Origin of the sequence: Allocoprococcus comes, from assembly GCF_013300725.1 — a bacterium.
GTDB lineage: Bacteria > Bacillota > Clostridia > Lachnospirales > Lachnospiraceae > Allocoprococcus > Allocoprococcus comes_A.
Map to the genome: position 1 here is coordinate 12,930 of NZ_JAAIMM010000022.1, position 22,089 is coordinate 35,018.

Consider the following 22,089-nt stretch of genomic DNA (forward strand, 5'->3'; position numbering starts at 1 on the left):
AAATCACTCCTAATTCTAAAAATATTTGGAGTGTTTTTTTACACTGGACCCTAATGATGTGAAGTAAAATGGTCCGAATAGTAAAGTAACATAGAAGATGTATAGAAGTTCCACTCCATGAGAGAATTATCTCATGAAAAAAGGAAACTGTCTAAACGGTGGGTTATTCATCGCTTACGAAAATAACGTTAAGCTATTATTACTTTGACTTCCTGCAATCCACCACTGTTGATTGTTGTTTCCGAAATAGACTTTTGCAGGGTTTTTCACTCCGTCATTATCATTTGTATCATAGCTTTTTAATTCTTCAACAGTTGAAAACTGCTCTTTCGTTGGCGATTGATTTTCTTCTGCATGAACGCTGGTACTAAATGCCGGAAACATAGTCAATACCATTGCACTTACCAGCAAAAATGAACAAGGCTTTTTCAAATATCTTTGTTTCATATTTACTTTCTGCTCCTTTCCTTGACTTTTCTCAAAAGGTACACTCTTTAATAGCTATTATATCATTATCTAGTATTCAAGTATAGCTGAAAACGCCTGTTTTTCAATAAATTAATCATTTAGAACAGCTTTGAAGATGTAATTTTTGCTAAGATTGCCAGATTATATTTTTTGCAAAAAATGTACCTTTTAATAGTTCAGAACAGACTATTTCTGCTGTAATAAGCGATATTCCCTTAATTTCCTATAAAACATAGCTCCACTCATTTTGCACACTTCCAAGACTTCCGATAAAGGAAACCTTTTCTTTTCCCATTTATAGACAAGTCCCCAAAATTCTCTGGAAGTACAATTTCTGGTCTGTCAAATTTTACGCCCTTTGCTTTCGCCACTGCTATGCCCTGTGCCTGTCTTTTTCTGATGTTCTCACGCTCATTCTGCGCAACAAATGATAGTATCTGTAACACAAGGTCAGCAATGAATGTGCCCATTAAATTCATTTATTGCCTCCCACGGATTGTCTGCATGGTAATCCAGTCCTACCACATCATATCCTGCAAATAATGTTTTATAATGGTCCGCTTCCATAGCATTTCCACCTTTTCCATGAATATATAGAACTAATTGTCTCATGAATCTTACCTCTCTATCTTCCTTTCATGTATAAACCTGCTTTCAACACCAAAAGCAGAAATGCCAGTGCTGTTGCATATGTCTCCCCTGTCAAAGCCAGAAACAGTACTGCTGCGATACCAAGCAATATGGAAAATACAATTACCATCTTGTATACTTTTTCAATTTTTAACTGCGTAACTATGATCTCTACAACTCCAATTAACATTAATAAAAAGAACAATACCCAATAAACCATCCTGTTAAAGGCTGATGTTTCTGCATAGCCGAACAGATTTACGGATGCAATATATTCTTTCATTGATTTTGGATACAGAGGCAGCACAATCAGCAGAAAATGAAACAAGTCAATAGCCCCGATCAGAATGCTGCACAGATTCTGCATATTGGATTTATTTTCTTTCTCCGCAATTGAAAGTAATTTTTCCCCAGACAACAGTTCATCAATTGTCACAGCGAAAAACGACGAAATTTCTTTTAGCGAATCAATACTCGGATACCCTCTGCCCGATTCCCACTTCGAAATAGCTGTCCTTGAAACAAACAGAGCTTCTGCCAATTCTTCCTGTGTTAAGCCTCTGCTGCTTCTTAACTCTTTCAGTTTTTCATTAAATTCCATGGCAGAACCTCCATTCATTCTCACTCGTAATTACTTATCATCACAAAATAACAGAACCATTGCTTTGTACAAGCAATACAGCCCCGCACTCAAAATCATAGCACCAACGATATCCGTAAACCAATGCACTCCTGCAACCAGTCTTCCAAACACCATAAATGTAGAAAAAATGATTGACATTACACACACAAATCTTCTAAGCAACAGATTTGTGCTTCTGCGATTTACCTGATATACCAAAGTAGGCATAACGCTTAGTACAAGCAGCGTTGTAGATGATGGATAAGATGCCTCAAGCATCCCATCAATCAGAATTGGTCTGTAATTAATCGGAATCATCTCAAAAATCAGATATCCCAAAATCACTGCTACATAATAAATTCCAAGGAAAATCAGATCTCTGTCAACCTTAAAAAGACTTTTCCTTTTTATCAGTTGTACGAAACCAACTCCACCAAATGTCATACATACAAATATCGGTACAAGACCTAACCAGTCGGTAATCGTATAGATTGCCATGTGTACTCCGGTAACTCTGTGAAACCAGCAGTTAAAGGTTGCGAATCCAATCTCCGTGTCCTTCTGTCCTACCGACTGCACATCCACACATTGTATTAAACATGTCCAGATTACAAACATTACAAGTAACGCAGTTCCTAAAATTAATAGCTTCTTTCCGTTTTTCTTCATTTTATTTTACCTTCCTTTTCTTTTTTACCTGTTGGCTGATTGGAAGGTAACATATACTACGAAAAATAGTAAGAATCGTGCTGTCACATGAGCGACACCTATCGTGTCATCAGGTGAAACACGCGACTTTCACCCGCCGAAAATAATATTTTCTATCGTCCGCCTTCACCCTCTGGCAGCAATGTAACCAAATAATAAATTATTCCAAATACAGTTATGCTTCCCATCATAATGCCGATCATCTGATTTACCCTTACCACATTTCCATGAAATACCGGATTGCAATCAAGAGTGTCTCTTATCACTTCAACCATTTCATCCGGATAATGTTTTCTCTCCATCTCTCTGAAAACTCCGTGAAGCATATGATTCTTAATCAATGAAGTGGCATAGGTACTCGGAAGATAAGACAGCGCCTTCTGAAGACCTGAACCAAAATTTGAAATCGGCATATAAGCACCACATATAAAACCATATCCTGCGCTGACAATTGTACCCACAGCTGAAAGCTGTCCCTGTGTTGTCAATGGAAAGCTAATGATACTTGAGAGCGTACTTCCAAACAGGACGAGCAATATCATATCAAATAAAACCCATAATACATCTGCTGCATTCATATACCATCCCATTTTAAGTAAATATCCCAGGCATAATACAAACGCAAGTCCATTGACCATCAAAGAATTAGCAACTGTTGACAGAAAATATCCTAAATAAATTTTCCCCTTGCTGACAGGCGAAACATTAAAATCCTTCCTTGTTCCGTTTGCCTTGTCCTGCACCATAGTCAGATTCACACAGAATGTTACAGTAATACAGCTCACTGCCATAAGTGATGCTGTCAGCTGTGCTGCCACGGTTCCATTGATGAGCTTATCCGAAATCGTGATCATATCCGGAATCGCCGCTGTAAAAGAATCTCTGAAAACTTTTGCAAGAAACGTAGCATACAGAACAATCAAAATGACGGGTGTGATCATTGACGTAAACAGCATACCTTTATCTTTAAAAAACAGTTTCCTGTTCCTGTTCATTAATGCCAATACTGTTCTCATCAATGCTCACCTCCAAGCCTTTTTCCTGTGACTGCAAGAAACACATCATCCATACCGCCTTTTACTACCTCATAATCCCTAAACAGCTCCTGATGTTCTACAATAAGTTCCGTAGCTTCCTTCGTATTTTTTACTTTTATCTGATATCCGTCACGTATTTTTTTATATTCTCTGTTCAATGACTTTATTTCATCTTCAGAAACACCATAAACAGACACGATATCCTGCACATAATCATTTTTTAGTTCAAACGGTGTACCTTCCGCTGCAATACTTCCTTTATCAAGAATCACAACATACCCGGCATTAGCAGCCTCCTCCATATAATGTGTGGTTAGAAATACTGTCATATTTTCTGTTTTCTGAAGCGTCTCGATAACATTCCAGATTAACTGTCTTGTCTGCGGATCAAGCCCGGTTGTAGGCTCGTCAAGAATCAAAATCTCCGGTCTGTGCAATAATGCACGGGCAATATCAATTCTTCTTCTCTGCCCTCCCGACAGCTTACCTACAGGTCTGTTTAAGAACTCGTCAAAATCCAGAATCTCGACCAGCTCCTGTAATCTCTTATCAAAGGCATTTCCTGTAATGCCATACAAAGCTGCTCTGCTCATTAGGTTTTCTTTAACCGTAAGCGGTTTATCAAGTACGCTATCCTGAAATACAACACCAAGCATCCTTTTTGTCTGTGCGCCGGCTTTGTCAGTTTCTATTCCATTTACCTGAACCGTTCCACTGTCTTTTTTCAGCAGTCCGCAGAGAATAGAAATGGTTGTGCTTTTCCCCGCACCGTTTACTCCAAGAAACGCAAACAATTCTCCTTTTTTCACACGAAAGCTCAAATCATTTACCGCTTTTACTTCGCCAAAGCATTTATTCAGGTGGCTGATTTTAATGATATCTGATTCCATATTTTCTCCTTTGCTTCATTGAAACCTGTTAACATTGGCGGTCATTCCGCCTATCAGGATCGTGTCCTGACTAATGCTGTTCATCCTCCTCCATTCTCCAACAGTTACCATTTGGTAGCTTACATTATAGTAACCCATCGGTAACTTGTCAATCTTTTTCTAATCTTCTATCACTTTTATCGGATGAGCATCCGAAACATAAATCATCGCATCATAATTTCCTGATTTCTTCACATGTCCGTTATGTCCGGAGATAAAAATACGTCCATTCCCTCTTGCTTCTTCCTGCTTTAATATCCACATAATGTTTTCAGCCATCATTTTATCCCTGTGGATATTGATTTCTCCTGCATTGTCTATGTATTTGCCAAGTTCCATATTCTGAAGAAGCACATCGGCTAAATGAACTGCCGACGCATTCTGTAATGTGTCTTTCTCTTCAAACTCTCTTTTTACATCTTCAATTATCTTTTCTCGCTGCTCTGCCGTATATCCATCTGTATATTCCAGTTTATCCTGATTCCAGATTTTCTCCAGTTCTTCTGCATCCATTCCCGCATTTTTTACTGCTTCCAACAAATACTGATAACTATATTCTCTTCTTTGCATGTCAAAACCATAAAATCAAATATCATTACCCTGTGCTGCAGATTTATTATACTCCAGCATCCACGAGATCAAATTTTCCATTTCTTCTGTCTGACAAATTGCAAAACCAATAGCAGAAACAGCATCTTTTACCGTTCCATCACCGCCATGAATATAGCGGTTAACAGCCTCACATCCACCATAATCTCCTTCTAATGAAAACGCCCGGACTCCATAATCTTCTACCATGATTTTGAATATATCCAGCTTTAATTGTTGAAATTCCTTATTTCCATGAGTTGCTTCACCTAATGCCACAATCTTTGCCTGTTCCGGAATTGAAAGATCTTCAACTGTTACCGCATATTTTTCAAATTCATTTACATTGGCACATTTTCCTGTTCCAATCCCTCCATAATAAGAGTAAACCCCTGTTATAATACAGCCTATAATCAAAATGATACATACTGTACGTTTGATAAAAGAATGCTTTTTCATATTCTTCTTCATCACACTGTTGCCCCTTTCCAATCTTTAACTCAACTATTAAAAAGACGCAGGCAAAAAACATTTCGTTTCTGCTCTGCGTCTTAGCGTCTGGCAATAGATTGATAATCCACTATATGATCCTTTACATTGATAATAAAACTTTTTTTACATTTAGGACAAAACAGCGGAAAATGCTTTAATTCCGTATCATCCAGTATCTGTGTCCGTGTTTTTGCACCACATACCGGACACAAGATCCATTTATCCGTTACTACTGCTTTCATCTGACCTGTCACCTCCTGATAAATCCCACAAAGTGCTGTCCTTCACACCTAAGCCTTTTAAATATGTCATACCGGTATTATGAAGCATACGATACATATTTTCTTTCGTATCCTTGACGATTCCTGATGCAATAAGGGTTCCTATCCCCTGTGTATACACCATCATTGTCATCGCAAAATCCATTACCTGTCTTGGTGTAATCCCAAGCAGTTCTGCCATCTCCTGATACATATTAGCGGCATCTTGATTATTCGTCTGTAACTCGAAGCCTGTACTTAGCAGCTGGCTTCGCTCTCCCATGTAAAGGAAACGAAACAGATTAGAATTTTCTAATGCTAAGTCAATGGAAACTGCTTATCAAACTCTTCTGCCTCCTGCTCATCTACAAGATAGCTTTCCGGTGTTGCATACTCTCCAGTAATCCCGTTAAGATAACCCGGTACAAGTTCTTTACACAAGAAGAATGATGCATCTTCCCCCTCTGGCAATCCATGATATCGAATGCCATACTCGCTTGCCTGTCTGAATCCACTCTTACCGTAAAAATCAATATTTCCTTCAAAGCATAGTGCTCCACAGCCAAGCTCTGCAGCTTTCTCCAATGAATAATCAAGCAGGATTTTACCATATCCTTTCCGCTTATATTCATTCTTGATACAGATTGGTCCCATCGTCATAATTGGAATATATCTTCCATCATCTGCTTTAATAGTTGTTCTCATAAACATATTCTGACCGATCAGCTTGTCCTCTTTGCCATTTTCATTAAGAAACATCACAAAATCCAGTTCCGGAACAAATGCCGGATCATTTCTGAGCTGATGCAATACATAATGCTCAAGGCATCCTGGACGATACACATTCCAAAAGCTGTCTCTTACCAAATTTTCTACTTTCTGATGTTCTTCCTTTTTCTCTAAACGAATCATAATATTACTTTTTTCCATTTCTTTTATGTCCTCTCTTAAAAACTACGAGAAACACGCTTTGCGAGTTTCTCGAGTTATCGCGGTGCTCGCCAAATCTGCATGCAAGCATGCGATTTTTCTCGCTACTCGCGTAAATAAAAACCGATAATCCTGATTTTTCAGTATCAGAATTAACGGCTCTGCGTCTTAAGCGTCTGGCTCTTATTTTACTGTTTCATTTCTTCTACCATTTTGTTCAGCATCTGTTCAAACTGGCATTTTACTTTCGCCTTATCTGCTGCTCCATCATACATGCTATAATAGAAAAACATATTTGCATAAAATTGAACCGCAGTTTCTTCTGGATTTTTCATTTCCATACTTTTGAACAAATCCTTCACGTATTCTGCCGGTCCGGATGCCAGATATTGCTGATATAAATTCTGCATCTCTTCACTGCGAAACTGCTCTATGGTCAGCATCTTCCGAAACGATGATGCAAAATCATCCTCTGTCCAGTATTCAAACATAGACTTGCTGTATTCCACAAAATCATCCAGTGATACTGTCTCATACTTTTCAGGCATTTTTTCTTTTTCCTCTTCCGGCATATCATATTCTGTTGCCTGTTCGCCATCCTGCTGCTCCATACGCTGCACAATACAGTCAAAAATATCTCTTTTGCTTTTGTAATGACGGTACAATGCCCCTTTTGTCATATCAAGTTCTCCTGCTATCTGGCTGACTGAGACAGCCTCATAACCATCTCTGGCAAACAGATGCAGTGCCACAATTAATATTTCCTCTTTCCTATTTCCCATACACATTTCCTCCAAACTATGAGAAACACGCTCCGCGAGTTTCTCAAGTTATCGCGGCATCTACACTTCGTTCCGGTCGTTGCCGAACAAGCGTCACTGGCGCTTGGCAACGCCAAGGTCTTGTGCAAGCACAGACTTTGGCTCGTTGCTCGCGTAAATAAATAAACGACCGTTTACATCTTTATAATAGTAAACGATCGTTTATTTGTCAAGACTTTTCTTTTTGCTTATATTATCTCTTTTTATAAATCAACAGCTCTGGGTTTTCACCAGCCTTCTCATATGTACATACCAGAATAAAATCCATACTTGCAAGAATACCGAAGCACCTGTCTCCTCCAAATTCAGACTCCAGTTGATTCCCCAGATAGGTTTTCTGATCATCAAGAAATTTCACTTTTCGTCCATTAGGCAGAGTATATTCCAGATTCACATATTTCCCCACAAGTGCATTTAGCTTGTCTACCCTTGGAAGTCCGTCTATATGCAGATCATTTATTTCGTTTATCAATTGCTTTTTAAACTCTTCAAACTGCCCATTGTCACTAAGTTCATCATATCTTTTCCAGTAATCTAATTTTGGAAGCATTTCTTTCAAATAAGATTGTGCCTGTTTTTCGGTAAAGTTTTCATTTACCATATTCTTTACACACACATCAATCAATTCATCCATATCGTTATATGTGTATGTTCCATCTGCATAGCACCATTTACAATACTCCTCATTTAATGTGCCATCCTTATCACGTCCCAATATGGAATCATCATCAATAGGCATGCCACAGCACTGACAGATCAGCTTTCTGGGTTCTCCCAAAAGCGTATTGATTGAGACATCAAATTCTTTAGATAAGAGCTTAAGTGTATCAGTATTGGGAACGGTATCACCATTTTCCCAACGTGATACTGCCTGCCTTGTTACCATGATTTTATCTGCCAGCTCGTCCTGTGACATTCCTCTTTCCGTGCGAAGTTTCAAAATAATATTTTTTGTTTCCATAGTCGTCACCTCCGTTATCTTTATCATATCGATAAATCTGCTGGATGAAAAGCAACCTGCTGTTGCGATAAGCATTTCAGTCGACTTTTCCAAAAGCTGAAAGGATATTCTCCCAGAGAATACCGAAAGACTAAAAAGAATGTGCCTTGGCACATTCTCGCGCCGAGCGCAGTCGCTTGCGACATTCTTCATCTTCGTGCGAGTGCGCATCTCCGGCACGTAGTGCCTTTTATTTCATAGGAAGTTCCTTCGGAATTTCCTATGAAATAAGAAAAGGATGTGACTAAAAACAAGCCACATCCTTCCCAATATGAAATTTATCTGTTTTTATTCTACATTCCGTCTTTCAGCACGTTATGATCACGAAGTACCTTTTCGATCACATTTCCTTTTACAAGCTTCAGAAGCGGTTTTTTCAGTGCATTCAGAGGACCCGGAAGCTGGATTTCAAGCGGAGATTTTCCATCCATAAGTTTTACGGAGCTGTCAAGAAGCTCACGGATATCATAGACACTTCCCCATACTTCCGGAACCCCGCGGTCAACTTTGAGAAGCCCATAGACAGCTTCCATTGCTGTACGCACCGAATACTCTGTTGTGAACACAGTATCTCTCGGAGTCTCTGCAAACTGTCCAAGGAATGCAAAGTTGACGCATCCATCCGGAATAACATCCGGGCGGTCACCTTTCGTACGCGGCATGAAAAATGCTGTAATATAAGGCATCATTGTCGGTACGCAGACTGCACTGTTTTCTGCCAGATCCATGATCTGATCTTCCGGCACACCAAGATGATAGAGCCATTCAGCGGTGATTTCTTTTCCGGTACAATCTTTCATCGGTTTCTTGATATAATCTCCCGGTACATCTGTAAATAATCCGTAAACCCAGACACAGACTTTGTCTTTATCCTGATCCTTAAACTGTCCCTGACGATTGATGGTCCAGCTAAGGAGCCAGCTGGAATCTTGACAGCTGACAATACCACCCGTTACAACATTTCCGGTACGTGGATCACGTTTACAGATATCTGTGATATATGGAATGATCTTTTCATCCAGTGTTGTAACTGTCGCAGACTCCCAATTTGTCTTGGAAATATCAGAACAGAATTTTTCAGGATGTCCAAAAGAAGGATCCTGACTTGCAATATTTTTCCAGAGACTCCACACTCCGCTTGTACGGACTTCTGCATCCCCGTTCGGTGCATGATTCTGATCTCCGTAAATAGTTCCTTCTGTACAGCTTCCGTTTGTAACAAACACAAGATCGTTTTCTGTCAGAACAATGCCTCTTTCCTGTCCGTTTACCTTACACTCAATTGCTGAAGCAATCTTTTTATTTCCTTCAAATTTAAATACAACATTTGTAACTTCTGTATTGAACTGGAAATCTACACCTGCTTCTTCCAGATATTTCTGCATTGGAAGGATAAGTGATTCGTACTGGTTATATTTTGTAAATTTCAGTGCACTGAAATCAGGCAGTCCTGCGATATGGTGGATAAATCTCTGGAAATATAATTTCATTTCCAAGGCACTGTGCCAGTTTTCAAATGCAAACATGGTTCTCCAGTAAAGCCAGAATGTGGAATCAAATACTTCCTCATCGAAAACATCTTCAATCTTCTTATCATAAAGATCTTCATCCTTTGTCATGAAGAGCTTCATAATCTCCATACAGCCTTTCTGACTAAGATTAAATTTTCCGTCTGTATGTGCATCTTCTCCACGATTTACCGTTGCACGGCAAAGAGAGTAGTTCGGATCATGCTTATTGAGCCAGTAGTATTCGTCAAGTACCGAAACTCCCGGTGTTTCGATGGATGGAATGCTTCTGAAAAGATCCCAGAGACATTCGAAATGGTTTTCCATCTCTCGTCCGCCACGCATTACGTATCCGCGGGAAGAATCATAGATTCCGTCACAGGCGCCTCCGGCGATATCCATTGCCTCCAGAATATGGATATGCGATCCCGGCATCTGAGCATCACGAACAAGGAAACATGCAGCTGCAAGTGAAGCAAGTCCGCTTCCTACGATATAGGCATGTTTTTCATCAACACCTTCCGGTTTTTCAGGATGTGCAAATGCTTCATAGTTTCCGTTGGAATAATAGATTCCTTTACTGTTACGGTCATATTTTCCACGTTCTGTATTGCGATAATTATTCGGAACAGAAGAACCGGCAGATGATTTTTTTCCAAATATAGAAGTATTGGATTCCGAAGAATTGCCGGATTCTTTTTTAGCCTTCTGTGCGAGATAGATTGCTGTTCCTGTTCCTGCTGCCACCGCAGAGATCACACCGAGTTTCGATTTTTTATTTGCCATAATGATAACCACCTTTCAAAACTTGTTGTGGCTATCATATGATTTTTTGTGAGGATTTTCAATTTACAAAAAAGGACAAGTGATAAAAAACTTATCATCTGCCCTCTTTTGTAAAGTTTCTCTCGAATAGTATTAAAGCTTTTCCTTTTCGGAAATAACTGCAAAGTTCTCAATAGAATTAGTAAGACTTCCATGGATCGTAATGCTGATCTTTTTTGCAAGATCCACATAATCATCTTTCATTCCCTGCTTGATCCAGTCAAGCATAATTCCTACAAAACTATATTTATAAAAATCAGCAATAAAACGCCTGTCTTCTTCGGAAATATTTGTTTCTTCCGCCTTTTCTTCTACAACGTTCATCAATAGATCTGATGTCAGATGAAACAAAAAACTTTCTATCTGATCCCTGCTGATACAACGGTAAGCATTCAGAATAAAAGGTTTATTCTCATAAACGGCATCAAAAATCTGTACCAGACCTTCCGACCAGGTATCATAGGTCTTTTTTCCGGCAAGGGCACGTGTCGCATCTTCTAAGCAGGCCCACTCAACCAGATCATAAATATCTTTAAAATGATAGTAAAATGCCATGCGACTGATTCCGCAATCTTCCGTCAGATCACGGATCGTTATTTTATCAAGTGGCTTATGAAGCATTAACTTTTTCAGAGATTCTTCCAGAACTTGTTTTGTCTGATTCACCATAGCATCTTTCCTTTCTGATTCTCTTTTTATTGAATGACGCGGTTCGCTCGTCAGATATTCGTAACCACCGCAGTGATCAGTTCTTTAAACTGTACTGCCACCCGGTCTGCCGTTTCCTGCACTTCTTTGTGATTAAGAGGTTTCTTCGATACACCTGCCGCCATGTTCGTGATGCAGGAAATTCCACAGATTTCCATTCCCATATGTTTTGCCGCAACAGCTTCGCATGCCGTACTCATTCCCACTGCATCTCCTCCCCAGCTTCGACACATTCTGATTTCCGCAGGCGTCTCATATGCCGGTCCTGTAAACTGCACATAAACTCCTTCTCGAAGAGGAATTTCAAGTTTTTCAGCTTCTGCTTTGATGATTTCCCGCATTCTTAAGCTGTATACTTCACTCATATCCGGAAATCTTGTACCAAGTTCCTCCGGATTTTCTCCGATAAGAGGACTTGGAATGGCTGTGGTGATATGATCGGTGATCAGCATAAAGTCTCCCGGTTTATAATTCAGATTGACACCACCTGCCGCATTGGTAAGTACCAGCTTTTTAGCCCCCAGCATTCCCATAAGCCTTGTAGGAAGCACCACATCTGTCATCGGATAGCCTTCATAATAATGCACTCTTCCCTGCATGATCACTATCGGTACTTTTTCAACGTATCCGAATACGAATCTTCCCTTATGACCTGCAACGGTAGATGTTGGAAAGCCTTCAATATCAGCATAGTCAATGGTCGTCTCTATTTTTATCTGATCGGCATAATCACCAAGTCCTGATCCGAGAATCAGTGCAACCTCCGGTACAAAATCTGTTTTTTCCCGTATACTTGCAAGACATGTCTTGATTTTTTCATATACATTGTTCATCCCTTATTCTTCTCCTTTTTCTGCTTATTCTTATCCCAATCTTTCAAGAATGGAATGACCGATGGTTCCTTCCGGCATTTTTACATCAAAATTTTCTGCCACCGTCGCTCCGATTCCAAGAGAATCCAGGACAATTACAAAAATTCTGTTGTATTTTTTCATGCTGTTCTACCTCTCTTCTACTTGCCCTCCAGCTTACGGTACAGCTTTTCTCTGACAGCATCATCTGTAAAAGCCACATCTGCCGCATTTTTCATCATAAGCAGGATTTCCTCATCCGTGATATTATACATCTTCTGAATAAATTCCAGCTCTTTCGTCATTGTTGTATTGCTGACTGTCCGGTTATCCGTATTTACTGTAACCAGTAATTTTCCATCTATAAATTCTCTGAGAGGATAAGCTTCCGCCCCCGGCACCGCCTTTGTCTGCAGATTACTGATCGGACACATCTCGATTCCGATTTTCTTTTGGGCAAGTTCGCGGATCAGATCCGCATGTCCACGCATAGCGATTCCATGTCCGATTCTTGCTGCGCCTGCATCTACTGCATTCTTTATATTTTCTGCACTTCCGCATTCGCCTGCATGAATGGTAAATGGCATTCCGATTCTTCGGGCATTTTGGAACAGATTCATAAACTCGGTCATCGGATAAGATGCTTCTGCACCTGCAAGATCCGCCGCACAGACACCTGCTCCCAGAAACTCTCTTGCAGCCTTGATCATCCGCAGGTTTTCTTCCTCGCTGTGATGACGCATTGCACAGGTAATCAGACCATACTCAATTCCAAATGTCTGCTTTCCTTTTTCCATTCCTTTTAAAAGTGCCTCGATTGCTTTTGTACAACTCATGGATGCTGTTTCTGAAAAAAGTGGTGCAAAACGGATTTCCGCATAGCATACATTTTCTCTGCTCATACTTTTCAGTACGTCAAATCCAGCTTCTTCCAGACCTCTTTCGTCCCGCAGGCACTGCCCTGGCAGATCAAATTTTTCCAGATACTCCGCAAGGCTTCGGCAGTCATCCGATACGCTCAGTTCTTCCTTCCTTACATGCCTTCCCAGCCTTCTTTCGATAAATTCCTGACTCAACGATCCATCCAGATGGCAATGAAGCTCTATCTTTGGTAATTTAATCATTTCTTCCCGCATCATATTTTTTCACACTCCTGTTCGTTTGAAATGCGATCCATATCTTGTTTTTTATTATATCACTTCCGGGAAATTATTTCTCCATAATATCCGTAAGGAAGATATACAAATTCTGAAAAAATACATATCAAAAAAGGAGAAAAGCAATCTATCATCTCCACTAATGATATCTGACTTTTCTCCTCTGTTTTTATCAGTCTCTCGTTTCCATTATCACAATACGGCCATTGCCAAAATCAATTTTCACTTCCTCTGCCTCAAACTGATTGCTTACTGTAAGACTATCACAAGGCATCAGATCATGATGACTGAGTGGCCATTTTGTACCTGTGAGATTGAAATCATAGATTTCTCCTTCCATTGAAAAGACAGAAAGATAGTTTCCGTATGCTTCTGACTTTTTCAACACACAAGATCTGTTTGTTACCCATATTTTATTTCTCGGATCCAGAATATACGCACGTACACCGGCATCGCACGCAACGGAAAGAGTCTGGATATTTGCCCACAAGTGATCGATTCTGCCACCTGTAGCTCCAAGGAGGATCATCTCCTTGCTTCCAAGAGTAATTCCCAGTCGGAGTGCAATTTCGGTATCGGTTGCATCTTTTACCGGATTGTATTCTCTGATCGGAATATTCGTTTCATTACGATAATAATCAATTACCTTAGAATCGATACTGTCAAAATCTCCAACAATATACTGTGGTTCAATCTGATGATTATACAGATATTCAAGTCCCTTATCTACCCCAATAATATATGCTTCCGGATTTTCTGCGAGAACCTTCTCTACAAATCCTTCATCAATTGTTCCTCCGCTGATAATTACTGTCTTACTCATAATTCTTTAAAATCTCCATCAACTCTTTTGTGTTCTCTCCCGGGTTACCTTTGAATACTGCGGATCCCGCAACGATCACATTCGCTCCGGCATCGAGTGCATCTTTTATATTCGATGCATAGATTCCGCCATCAACCTGAATGTCCGTCTCAAGTCCCCGTTCGTTTAACATGCCTCTGAGTTCTCTGACCTTATCAAGGGTTTCAGGAATCAATTTTTGCCCACCGAACCCCGGATGTACAGTCATGATAAGAAACATATCGACTTCACCAAGAAATTCTCTCAGAACCTCTACCGGTGTATCCGGTGAAATGGAAAGTCCTGTCTTCATGCCGCATTCTCTGATTTTTTCAAGTGTTGCACGTACATCTTCACATGCTTCATAATGAATCGTAAGGATATCTGCACCTGCTTTTGCAAATGCCTCCACGTAACGAATCGGTTCTGTGATCATCAAATGGGTATCCATTACCTGCTTCACCAATGGTTTAATCGACGCGAGCACCGGCATTCCAAATGAAATACTCGGCACAAAAACGCCATCCATTACATCGAAATGCAAGTATTCTGCCCCATTTTCCTCTGTCTGACGGATATCTTCTCCCAATTTGTAAAAATCCGCCGATAAAATAGATGGTGATAATTTGTACTGCACTTCCTAGTACCTCCTCTTTTCCTTTTGTTCCAGTTCACGGTACATCTCACAATAATCTTCGTACCGCACCGGATGCACTTTTCCTTCTTCCAAAGCTTCTTTTACCATACATCCAGGTTCGCTGATGTGGTTGCAGCCCTGGAAACGGCATCCGTTCTGATATTCCTCAAATTCCGGAAAATAGTATTTTAATTCTTCTTTTTCAAAATCATTTGTATATAAAGATGAGAATCCAGGTGTATCCATGATATACGAATCCTCATCAATCGGGATCAGTTCCGAATGGCGGGTTGTGTGCTTTCCACGCTCAATCTTTTTACTGATACTGCCTGTTTCCATATTGATATTTTCCTGCAGACAGTTGATAAGTGAAGACTTTCCAACTCCGGAAGGCCCTGCAACCGTTGTCGTCTTACCTTTCAGAACAGCTTTAATCTTCTGAATGTTTTCCCCTTCTTTTGCACTGGCAAATATTACCTGATAACCGCAGGCTTCATAAGTCTTCTCCAATGCTTCAAGTTCCGGTTTATCAGCCATATCCTTTTTGTTGAAGCAAATGATAACCGGTATCTCCTGCCGTTCCATCATTACCAGGAAACGATCCAGAAGATTAAAATGTGGATCCGGCTTCTTTACCGCAAATACCACAAGTGCCTGATCAATATTTGCCACAGCGGGCCGGATGAGTTCATTCTTTCTCGGTAAAATCCGAATGATATTCCCCGTCTTCTCCTGGGCATCCAGGACCTCATATTCTACCCAATCTCCCACTAATGGTTTGATTTTTTCTTTCCGAAATATTCCTTTTGCTTTACATTCATAAACAACAGATTCTACTACGTCATAAACGTAGTAGAATCCTGCAATTCCTTTTATAATTCTTCCCTGCATATAACAGTCCTTTTAATTTCCCGTTGTGTTGCCTTCTGTGTTTCCACTGTTACCGCCGGTGGAGTTATTTGTGCCACTGCCGCCTGAGGTATTACCTCCGCCTCCGGCCTGGGATCCATTGCTTACATACAAAGTAACCACTGTTCCCACATCAACCGATGTTCCTTCTCCCGGATCAACTTTTACAATAATACCGGATGCTTCTGTACTGTCAATGTCAACTTCTGTATAAGTCAGATTTCTTGCATTTAACGCTGAAATCGCTGCTCCCAGTGTTTTCCCGGTCAGACTTGGTACCTTCACCTGATCTGCCGGCTTTGGACCTTTACTGACAACATAGCTGATGCTGGTTCCTTCATTTACTTTTTCACCGGCCTCCGGACTCTGACTGATGATCGTGCCTTCTGCATAATCATCGGAATACTCTTCGCTGCTTGTACCTCCGTCAGAAAGGTTATTTGCAGCTAAGGTTGCTGCCGCATCACTTGCATACATTCCCACAATTGGCGGAACCTTTACTTTATCCGGCTTTTTCTCACCTTTACTGATGTACAAAGTAATCTTAGAATCTGCTGAAACCTCTGTTCCTTCTGCCGGATTTGTCCTGATTGCCTTTCCGCTATCCACATCACTGCTGTATTCGCTTGTCACTGTAATGTTTTTGCTTGCGAAGCCTTGTTTTACCAATGCTTTTTTCGCTGCATCCTCATCCATTCCTTCTACACTCTGGATCGTGATCTTTGCAGGTCCTGAACTTATTACAACCTTGATCACCGTATTTTTCTTGACTTTCTTTCCGGCTTTCGTCTTCTGTTCAATAATCGTACCGGCTGCCTTATCTGATGCTTTCTCGGATTCTACTTCCAGCTTCAGCTGCTTCTTTTCGCACATCGTCTCTGCAACATTCTGCGGCTGTCCGACCAGATTCGGTACTTCGATATCACTTGAAAATGAAATCTGACTGTCTGAGCTCTTACCAAACACGCCTGCTGCTTTGCCGATCAGGAAAATCAGTGCAAATGCAACGATCACTGCAACCGCAACCATGAGGATCTTCATCATCTTGTTCATCTTCGGATCTACGCCATTTTTACTGTTACTGCGTCTGCCCCCGTTATAATCATCCTCTTCGTCATCCTCATCATAGTCATCATTTTCATCATATTCTTCATCGTCATAGCCATCATCATATTCTTCGTCATCATAATCATCGCCCTGACGCTTTTTCATACGTGCCATCCGCTCCGGCGAGATCATCACCGTATCTCCCATGCTCCGGATCGGAACCATATCTACAAATTCGCCACTCGGATCGACCAGAGCTCGCTTCAGATCCTGGATCAGTTCTCCGGCACTCTGGTAACGTCTTTCCGTGCTCTTCTGTGTACACTTGAGAATAATCTTCTCCAGCGCCGGATATAAATCCGGTGCATACTCAGAAGGCGGAGTAATATTCTCCTGTAAATGTTTCATTGCAACCGAAACAGTAGAATCACCATCGAAAGGAACCCTTCCGGTCACCATCTCATACATGGTGATACCTGCAGAATAGATATCACTCTTCTCATCACAGTAGCCGCCCCTTGCCTGCTCCGGAGATACATAGTGTACCGATCCCATTGCACTGGTGCTGACTGTCTGCGATGTTGTCGCCTTTGCAATACCAAAATCCGTAACCTTTACCTTTCCTTCTTTGGAAATGATAATATTCTGCGGTTTGATATCTCTGTGTATGATGTGATGATTGTGGGCTGCCTCAATACCGGTACACATCTGAATTGCAATACTGATCGCTTCCTTGGAAGAAAGCTTTCCTTTTTTCTGCACATATTCTTTCAGAGTGATTCCCTCTACCAGCTCCATGACCATATAATAGAGTCCTCGATCCTCCCCTACATCATATACATTGACAATATTCGGGTTCAGAAGCCCTGCTGCTGCCTGTGCTTCTGACCGGAATTTCTTTACAAAGTTTTCATCTTCCCTGTATTCTTTTTTCAGGACTTTCACTGCGACATATCTGTTCAGCATACAGTCCTTCGCCTTATATACATCCGCCATTCCACCGGCTCCGATCTTACTCAGAACCTGATAACGGCCACTTAAATAAATCCCGTCTTTTACCATATACTCACCTCATCAGAAAACGGTTCTGCAAGAACAACACTGATATTGTCATTGCCTCCGTTCTCATTCGCCCGGTCAATCAGATTCTGACCGGCTTCTACGATATCTCTTGCCCCTTTAACTATCGCAAAAATTTCTTCATCCTCTATCATATTACTTAACCCATCGGAACACATGAGAATGATATCTCCCTTTTTGAGACTGAATTCATAAAAATCTGCCTCTACATCCTCTTTTACTCCAATTGCTCTGGTAATGATATTCTTATCCGGATGATGTCTTGCCTCTTCCTCATTGATTCCTCCCAGACGAACCATCTCTTCTACCAGGGAATGGTCTCTGGAAAGCTGTCTGATATCCTTATTCAGAAGATACAGACGGCTGTCACCTACATTTATAAAATAAAGTGTATGATCGATCACAGTTGCCGCAACCAGAGTGGTTCCCATCCCCTCCAGATTAATGTCCTCATCTGCTTTCTCGATCAGCTTGTGGTTCGCTGTCTGAGCCGCATCTTTTAAAATTTCTTCCGGCCCGTCCTTTAATGTATGCTTCAGTTCTTCTTTCAGAACCTCCACCGTATATTTTGACGCAAAATCTCCTGCCTTGTGTCCACCCATTCCATCGGCTACTACCAGAAGATTCGGCAGCGTACCTAATGACTCATCTGTGGCAAACACGTAATCCTGGTTCATTTCACGTTTTCTTCCAACATCTGTCATAGAAAATATTTTCATATTTTATACTCCTTGCATCGTCTTGCGCCGTAACTGTCCACAGGCTCCGTCTATATCTGAGCCCATTTCTCTTCTTATAGTAACATTTATCCCGTTTTTTTCAAGTTTATTTTTGAAATTCTCGGCACTTTTTTTGTCCGGTTTTTCGTAGTTTCTCTCCTTGATCGGGTTCACCGGAATCAGGTTTAAATGGCAGTTTCTGTCCTTTAAGATTCCCATCAGCTCTTTTGCATCCTCCGGTGTATCGTTTACGCCGTGAACCAGGCTGTACTCAAAAGTGATCCTCCGTCCGGTCTTTTCAAAGTAATAATCACACGCTTCCAGGACCTCTTGAAGCTCGTATTTATTTGCCACCGGCATCAGCGATCTTCTCTTTTCCTGGTTGGAACCGTGCAGGGAAAGTGCCAGCGTGATCTGCAGTTTTTCTTCTGCAAGTCTACGGATGTTCGGTACAATCCCACAGGTAGACGCCGTGATATTTCTCTGGCTGATATTGAGTCCGTGCTCATCACTGACCATGTGAATGAATTTCAGAAAATTATCATAATTATCCAGCGGTTCTCCAGTTCCCATGATCACAATATTAGAAACTCTCTCGCCAGTGATCTTCTGGATCTGGTAAACCTGTCTTAACATCTCTGACGGTGTCAGGTTTCGTTCCAGCCCGTCCAGTGTAGATGCACAGAAACGGCATCCCATCCGGCAGCCAACCTGCGAGGAAATGCATACCGAATTGCCGTGTTTATATTTCATCAGAACACTTTCTACCATATTCCCGTCTTTCAGACAAAACAGGAATTTATTGGTCCCGTCAATCTTTGAAATCTGTCTTTTTTCCATCTCGACTCTTCGTATTTCGTATGCTGCTTCCAGTTTCTGGCGTAAAGTTTTTGAAAGATTGGTCATTTCTTCAAAATCATCCACCAGCTTTTCATGGATCCAGGAATAAATCTGTCGGCTGCGGAATCCTTTTTCTCCAATCGCCAGCATTTCTTCCTGTAACTCTTCAAATGAATACGAAGCGATATCTTTTTTTCCCATTATCTGCCCCTCCGGATAAATTTAGCAATATAGAAACCATCGGTTATATCAGATGGGAAAATCTGTTTTTCCCATTCCAGGTCAAATTCCGGATGTTTTTCGGCAAACCATCCGGCGTTTTCCTCATTCTCTGTCCTGCTGACCGTACAGGTGCTGTACATCAGTGTTCCCTCCGGCTTCACATATCGGCAGACCGTATCCAGGATCTCTCTCTGAAGTGCTGCAACTTCAGTCTCCATCTCCGGGTTCATCTTATACTTCAGATCAGTCTTCTTCGCAAGGACACCAAGACCGGAACACGGAAGATCCGCGATCAGCACATCTGCTTTTTCCTCAGAGTTTGTATCGAAGCAGGTTGCATCCTGCTGTACTGCACGGATATTTTCAAATCCCATCCGTGAAATATTTTCCCGGATCAGCTCTACTTTCATCTCTGTCAGATCCCTTGCCTCTACCATACCTGTCCCGTTCAGGATCTGTGCTGCATGGAGCGCTTTTCCTCCCGGTGCCGCGCACACATCCAGTATGTAATCTCCTTCTTTAATTCCTGCCTGCTCCGCTACCATGATCGAAGCTGCATCCTGTACCTGGAATTTTCCTTCCCGGAACGCCGGGATTGCTGCCAGATAATCATAGCCTGAGATCAGAAGCGCAGACGCAAGAAGCGGATGTTCTTTTATCTGAATGCCTTCTCCTGTCAGTTCTCTGATCAGCTCTTCTTTGGTCGTTGCATTTCCATTGATCCGGATTGTTGTTGCACGTTCTTTATAATAACCTTCCAGGATTTCTTTCGTTTTCCCTTCTCCATAATCTCTCATCCACATACGGATGATCCACTGTGGCATGGAATACTTTACTGACAGAAATTCTTCTGTATTTTCCGGATACGCAATCTTATCAATGTTTCGTGCAATATTTCTGAGTACACCATTTACAAATCCCCGCAGGTTCTTAAATCCTTTCCGGATCGCAAGGTTGACTGCCTCATTGCATGCTGCCGAATCCGGAACCTGATCCATGTATTTGATCTGATAGACCGCACAGCGCAGGATATTGCGGATCACCGGTTTCATTTTTTCTGTCTTCACTTTTGAAAACTGGTTGATAATATAGTCTAGTTCTATCCTCCGCTCTGTTGTCCCTTCTGCAAGCCTGGTCAGAAATGCCCGGTCCTGCTTGGACAGATACTGATATTTTTCCAGCACCTGTCTGAGCACGATATGACTTTTCTCTCCACGCTCGATTTCCAGCAGGATCATCAGTGCAAGTTCTCTTGTACTTACTCCCTGGTTATTCGTCGTCATTTCTTCTTCCTCCTGTCAGGATCAGTATTCTTAAAAGCTGCAGAAGTGCAGATGCTGCACTCGCCACATAGGTAAGCGCTGCCGCTGTAAGAACACTTCTTGCCTCACGTACTTCTGATTCATATAGCATGCCTGAATTTTTCAGGATTTTAAGTGCTCTTCCCGATGCATTAAATTCTACCGGAAGCGTGATGATCTGGAACAGCACTGCCAATGAAAACATCAGGATCCCAAGATTGATAAAAAGTGTAGACATTTCTCCTCTGATAAATAATCCCATTATGATCAGCGGCCATGAAATCCCGGATCCAAAATTCGCCACCGGAACAAGTGCTCCGCGTATTGTCAGCGGTATATAATGCCTTGCATGCTGGATCGCGTGTCCACATTCATGTGCTGCAACTCCAAGTGCCGCAACCGATGTCGAACCGTAGGTGGAATCCGAAAGTCGCAGTACATGGTTCGCCGGATCGTAATGATCGGTCAGTTTTCCACTTACTCTCATCACCTGTACATCATAAATCCCTTCCATCCTGAGAATCTGCTCTGCTGCCATCGCACCGGTGATCCCGGCGTGGTTGCGGACCTGATCGTACCTGGCGTAGGTGGAATTCACTTTGGCGGATGCAAGGGCGCAGATGATGACGCCAATGATGACAAGGAAATAAGTTGGATCAAAATAATATGGGTAGTACATGTTTGCCTCCTTGTTGAATAAGGGTCCGCCCGGAAGCGAAATATATTCGCACGCAGGCCCGCTCGCGCTTAGTCCGGAAACGTAGCGGTACTAAATTCGGCTTTCGCTAACGCTCAGCCTCATTAAGTGCCGACGTTTTCGATGACCTGCTCAGCGAATATATTTCGCTTCCGGGCTACATTTTTCAATGGGTGTCGGCTGTTTGTCCTATCGTGCGGTGCACGATGGGACAAATGCGCTGTGATGGGCGCGAAAAACGCTTGGCGTTTTTTGGCGCCAA

Annotated in this window: 24 protein-coding genes and 2 pseudogenes; all 26 read right to left on the reverse strand. The window is 41.6% G+C overall.

Features of this window, described 5'->3' with window-relative positions; translation table 11 throughout:
• Window positions 1-174: 174 nt before the first annotated feature.
• The 26 genes and pseudogenes from G4407_RS11760 to G4407_RS11885 all read right to left on the reverse strand — a co-directional run bounded on the left by G4407_RS11760 (window position 175) and on the right by G4407_RS11885 (window position 21,809).
• Window positions 175-447 carry a hypothetical protein gene (locus G4407_RS11760; RefSeq protein WP_173689043.1) on the reverse strand — a complete coding sequence of 91 codons (273 nt, stop codon included), beginning with the start codon at window positions 445-447 and terminating at the stop codon, window positions 175-177.
• 263 nt (window positions 448-710) lie between these two features.
• A complete protein-coding gene (locus G4407_RS11765) occupies window positions 711-947 on the reverse strand; it encodes a recombinase family protein (protein WP_330586070.1) in 237 nt (78 codons plus the stop codon).
• On the reverse strand, window positions 919-1,080 hold the full coding sequence (locus G4407_RS11770; protein ID WP_173689044.1) for a hypothetical protein: 162 nt from the start codon (window positions 1,078-1,080) through the stop codon (window positions 919-921). The genes G4407_RS11765 and G4407_RS11770 overlap by 29 nt, the downstream gene beginning before the upstream one ends.
• Window positions 1,081-1,093: 13 nt before the next feature.
• Window positions 1,094-1,699 (reverse strand): helix-turn-helix domain-containing protein, encoded by a 606-nt coding sequence (locus tag G4407_RS11775; RefSeq protein ID WP_173689045.1) that lies wholly within the window; start codon window positions 1,697-1,699, stop codon window positions 1,094-1,096.
• 30 nt (window positions 1,700-1,729) lie between these two features.
• Window positions 1,730-2,389, reverse strand: coding sequence for a phosphatase PAP2 family protein (locus tag G4407_RS11780; RefSeq protein WP_173689046.1), 660 nt, complete (start codon window positions 2,387-2,389; stop codon window positions 1,730-1,732).
• A gap of 152 nt (window positions 2,390-2,541) precedes the next feature.
• Complete coding sequence (locus G4407_RS11785) at window positions 2,542-3,444, reverse strand: ABC transporter permease (RefSeq protein ID WP_173689047.1); 903 nt, start codon at window positions 3,442-3,444, stop codon at window positions 2,542-2,544.
• A complete protein-coding gene (locus G4407_RS11790) occupies window positions 3,444-4,355 on the reverse strand; it encodes an ABC transporter ATP-binding protein (RefSeq protein WP_173689048.1) in 912 nt (303 codons plus the stop codon). Before G4407_RS11790 ends, G4407_RS11785 begins: the two co-directional genes overlap by 1 nt.
• A 159-nt stretch (window positions 4,356-4,514) precedes the next feature.
• Window positions 4,515-5,453 (reverse strand): annotated as a pseudogene (locus G4407_RS11795) (erythromycin esterase family protein).
• Between the two features lie 80 nt (window positions 5,454-5,533).
• Window positions 5,534-5,716 carry a cysteine-rich KTR domain-containing protein gene (locus G4407_RS11805; RefSeq protein WP_173689051.1) on the reverse strand — a complete coding sequence of 61 codons (183 nt, stop codon included), beginning with the start codon at window positions 5,714-5,716 and terminating at the stop codon, window positions 5,534-5,536.
• Window positions 5,694-5,948, reverse strand: coding sequence for a hypothetical protein (locus G4407_RS11810; protein WP_173689052.1), 255 nt, complete (start codon window positions 5,946-5,948; stop codon window positions 5,694-5,696). The genes G4407_RS11805 and G4407_RS11810 overlap by 23 nt, the downstream gene beginning before the upstream one ends.
• Before the next feature lie 104 nt (window positions 5,949-6,052).
• A complete protein-coding gene (locus tag G4407_RS11815) occupies window positions 6,053-6,664 on the reverse strand; it encodes a GNAT family N-acetyltransferase (RefSeq protein WP_173689053.1) in 612 nt (203 codons plus the stop codon).
• Window positions 6,665-6,852: 188 nt separating this feature from the next.
• Window positions 6,853-7,446 carry a TetR/AcrR family transcriptional regulator gene (locus tag G4407_RS11820; RefSeq protein ID WP_173689054.1) on the reverse strand — a complete coding sequence of 198 codons (594 nt, stop codon included), beginning with the start codon at window positions 7,444-7,446 and terminating at the stop codon, window positions 6,853-6,855.
• 232 nt (window positions 7,447-7,678) lie between these two features.
• Window positions 7,679-8,446, reverse strand: coding sequence for a zinc ribbon domain-containing protein (locus G4407_RS11825; RefSeq protein ID WP_173689055.1), 768 nt, complete (start codon window positions 8,444-8,446; stop codon window positions 7,679-7,681).
• Window positions 8,447-8,778: 332 nt separating this feature from the next.
• Complete coding sequence (locus tag G4407_RS11830; RefSeq protein ID WP_173689056.1) at window positions 8,779-10,779, reverse strand: oleate hydratase; 2,001 nt, start codon at window positions 10,777-10,779, stop codon at window positions 8,779-8,781.
• A 132-nt stretch (window positions 10,780-10,911) separates the two neighbouring features.
• A complete protein-coding gene (locus tag G4407_RS11835) occupies window positions 10,912-11,487 on the reverse strand; it encodes a TetR/AcrR family transcriptional regulator (protein ID WP_173689057.1) in 576 nt (191 codons plus the stop codon).
• Between the two features lie 50 nt (window positions 11,488-11,537).
• Window positions 11,538-12,359, reverse strand: coding sequence for a purine-nucleoside phosphorylase (locus G4407_RS11840; protein ID WP_173689058.1), 822 nt, complete (start codon window positions 12,357-12,359; stop codon window positions 11,538-11,540).
• A 36-nt stretch (window positions 12,360-12,395) separates the two neighbouring features.
• A pseudogene (locus G4407_RS16750) lies at window positions 12,396-12,521 on the reverse strand (phosphopentomutase); the annotation flags it as partial.
• Window positions 12,522-12,538: 17 nt separating this feature from the next.
• Complete coding sequence (add, locus tag G4407_RS11845; protein ID WP_173689059.1) at window positions 12,539-13,516, reverse strand: adenosine deaminase; 978 nt, start codon at window positions 13,514-13,516, stop codon at window positions 12,539-12,541.
• 190 nt (window positions 13,517-13,706) lie between these two features.
• Window positions 13,707-14,357, reverse strand: coding sequence for a thiamine diphosphokinase (locus tag G4407_RS11850; protein ID WP_173689060.1), 651 nt, complete (start codon window positions 14,355-14,357; stop codon window positions 13,707-13,709).
• Complete coding sequence (gene rpe / locus G4407_RS11855; protein WP_173689061.1) at window positions 14,350-15,012, reverse strand: ribulose-phosphate 3-epimerase; 663 nt, start codon at window positions 15,010-15,012, stop codon at window positions 14,350-14,352. Before rpe ends, G4407_RS11850 begins: the two co-directional genes overlap by 8 nt.
• Before the next feature lie 3 nt (window positions 15,013-15,015).
• The gene (gene rsgA, locus G4407_RS11860; RefSeq protein WP_173689062.1) at window positions 15,016-15,903 is read right to left on the reverse strand and encodes a ribosome small subunit-dependent GTPase A; all 888 of its coding nucleotides are present in this window, start codon (window positions 15,901-15,903) and stop codon (window positions 15,016-15,018) included.
• Between the two features lie 12 nt (window positions 15,904-15,915).
• Window positions 15,916-18,030 (reverse strand): Stk1 family PASTA domain-containing Ser/Thr kinase, encoded by a 2,115-nt coding sequence (gene pknB, locus G4407_RS11865; RefSeq protein ID WP_173689063.1) that lies wholly within the window; start codon window positions 18,028-18,030, stop codon window positions 15,916-15,918.
• On the reverse strand, window positions 18,024-18,767 hold the full coding sequence (locus G4407_RS11870) for a Stp1/IreP family PP2C-type Ser/Thr phosphatase (RefSeq protein WP_117822698.1): 744 nt from the start codon (window positions 18,765-18,767) through the stop codon (window positions 18,024-18,026). Before G4407_RS11870 ends, pknB begins: the two co-directional genes overlap by 7 nt.
• A 3-nt stretch (window positions 18,768-18,770) precedes the next feature.
• Window positions 18,771-19,808, reverse strand: coding sequence for a dual-specificity RNA methyltransferase RlmN (rlmN, locus tag G4407_RS11875; protein WP_173689064.1), 1,038 nt, complete (start codon window positions 19,806-19,808; stop codon window positions 18,771-18,773).
• Window positions 19,808-21,112, reverse strand: coding sequence for a 16S rRNA (cytosine(967)-C(5))-methyltransferase RsmB (gene rsmB, locus G4407_RS11880; protein WP_173689065.1), 1,305 nt, complete (start codon window positions 21,110-21,112; stop codon window positions 19,808-19,810). The genes rlmN and rsmB overlap by 1 nt, the downstream gene beginning before the upstream one ends.
• Window positions 21,099-21,809: a zinc metallopeptidase gene (locus G4407_RS11885; RefSeq protein ID WP_173689066.1), complete on the reverse strand. Its 711-nt coding sequence runs from the start codon at window positions 21,807-21,809 to the stop codon at window positions 21,099-21,101. The genes rsmB and G4407_RS11885 overlap by 14 nt, the downstream gene beginning before the upstream one ends.
• Between the last annotated feature and the right edge of the window lie 280 nt (window positions 21,810-22,089).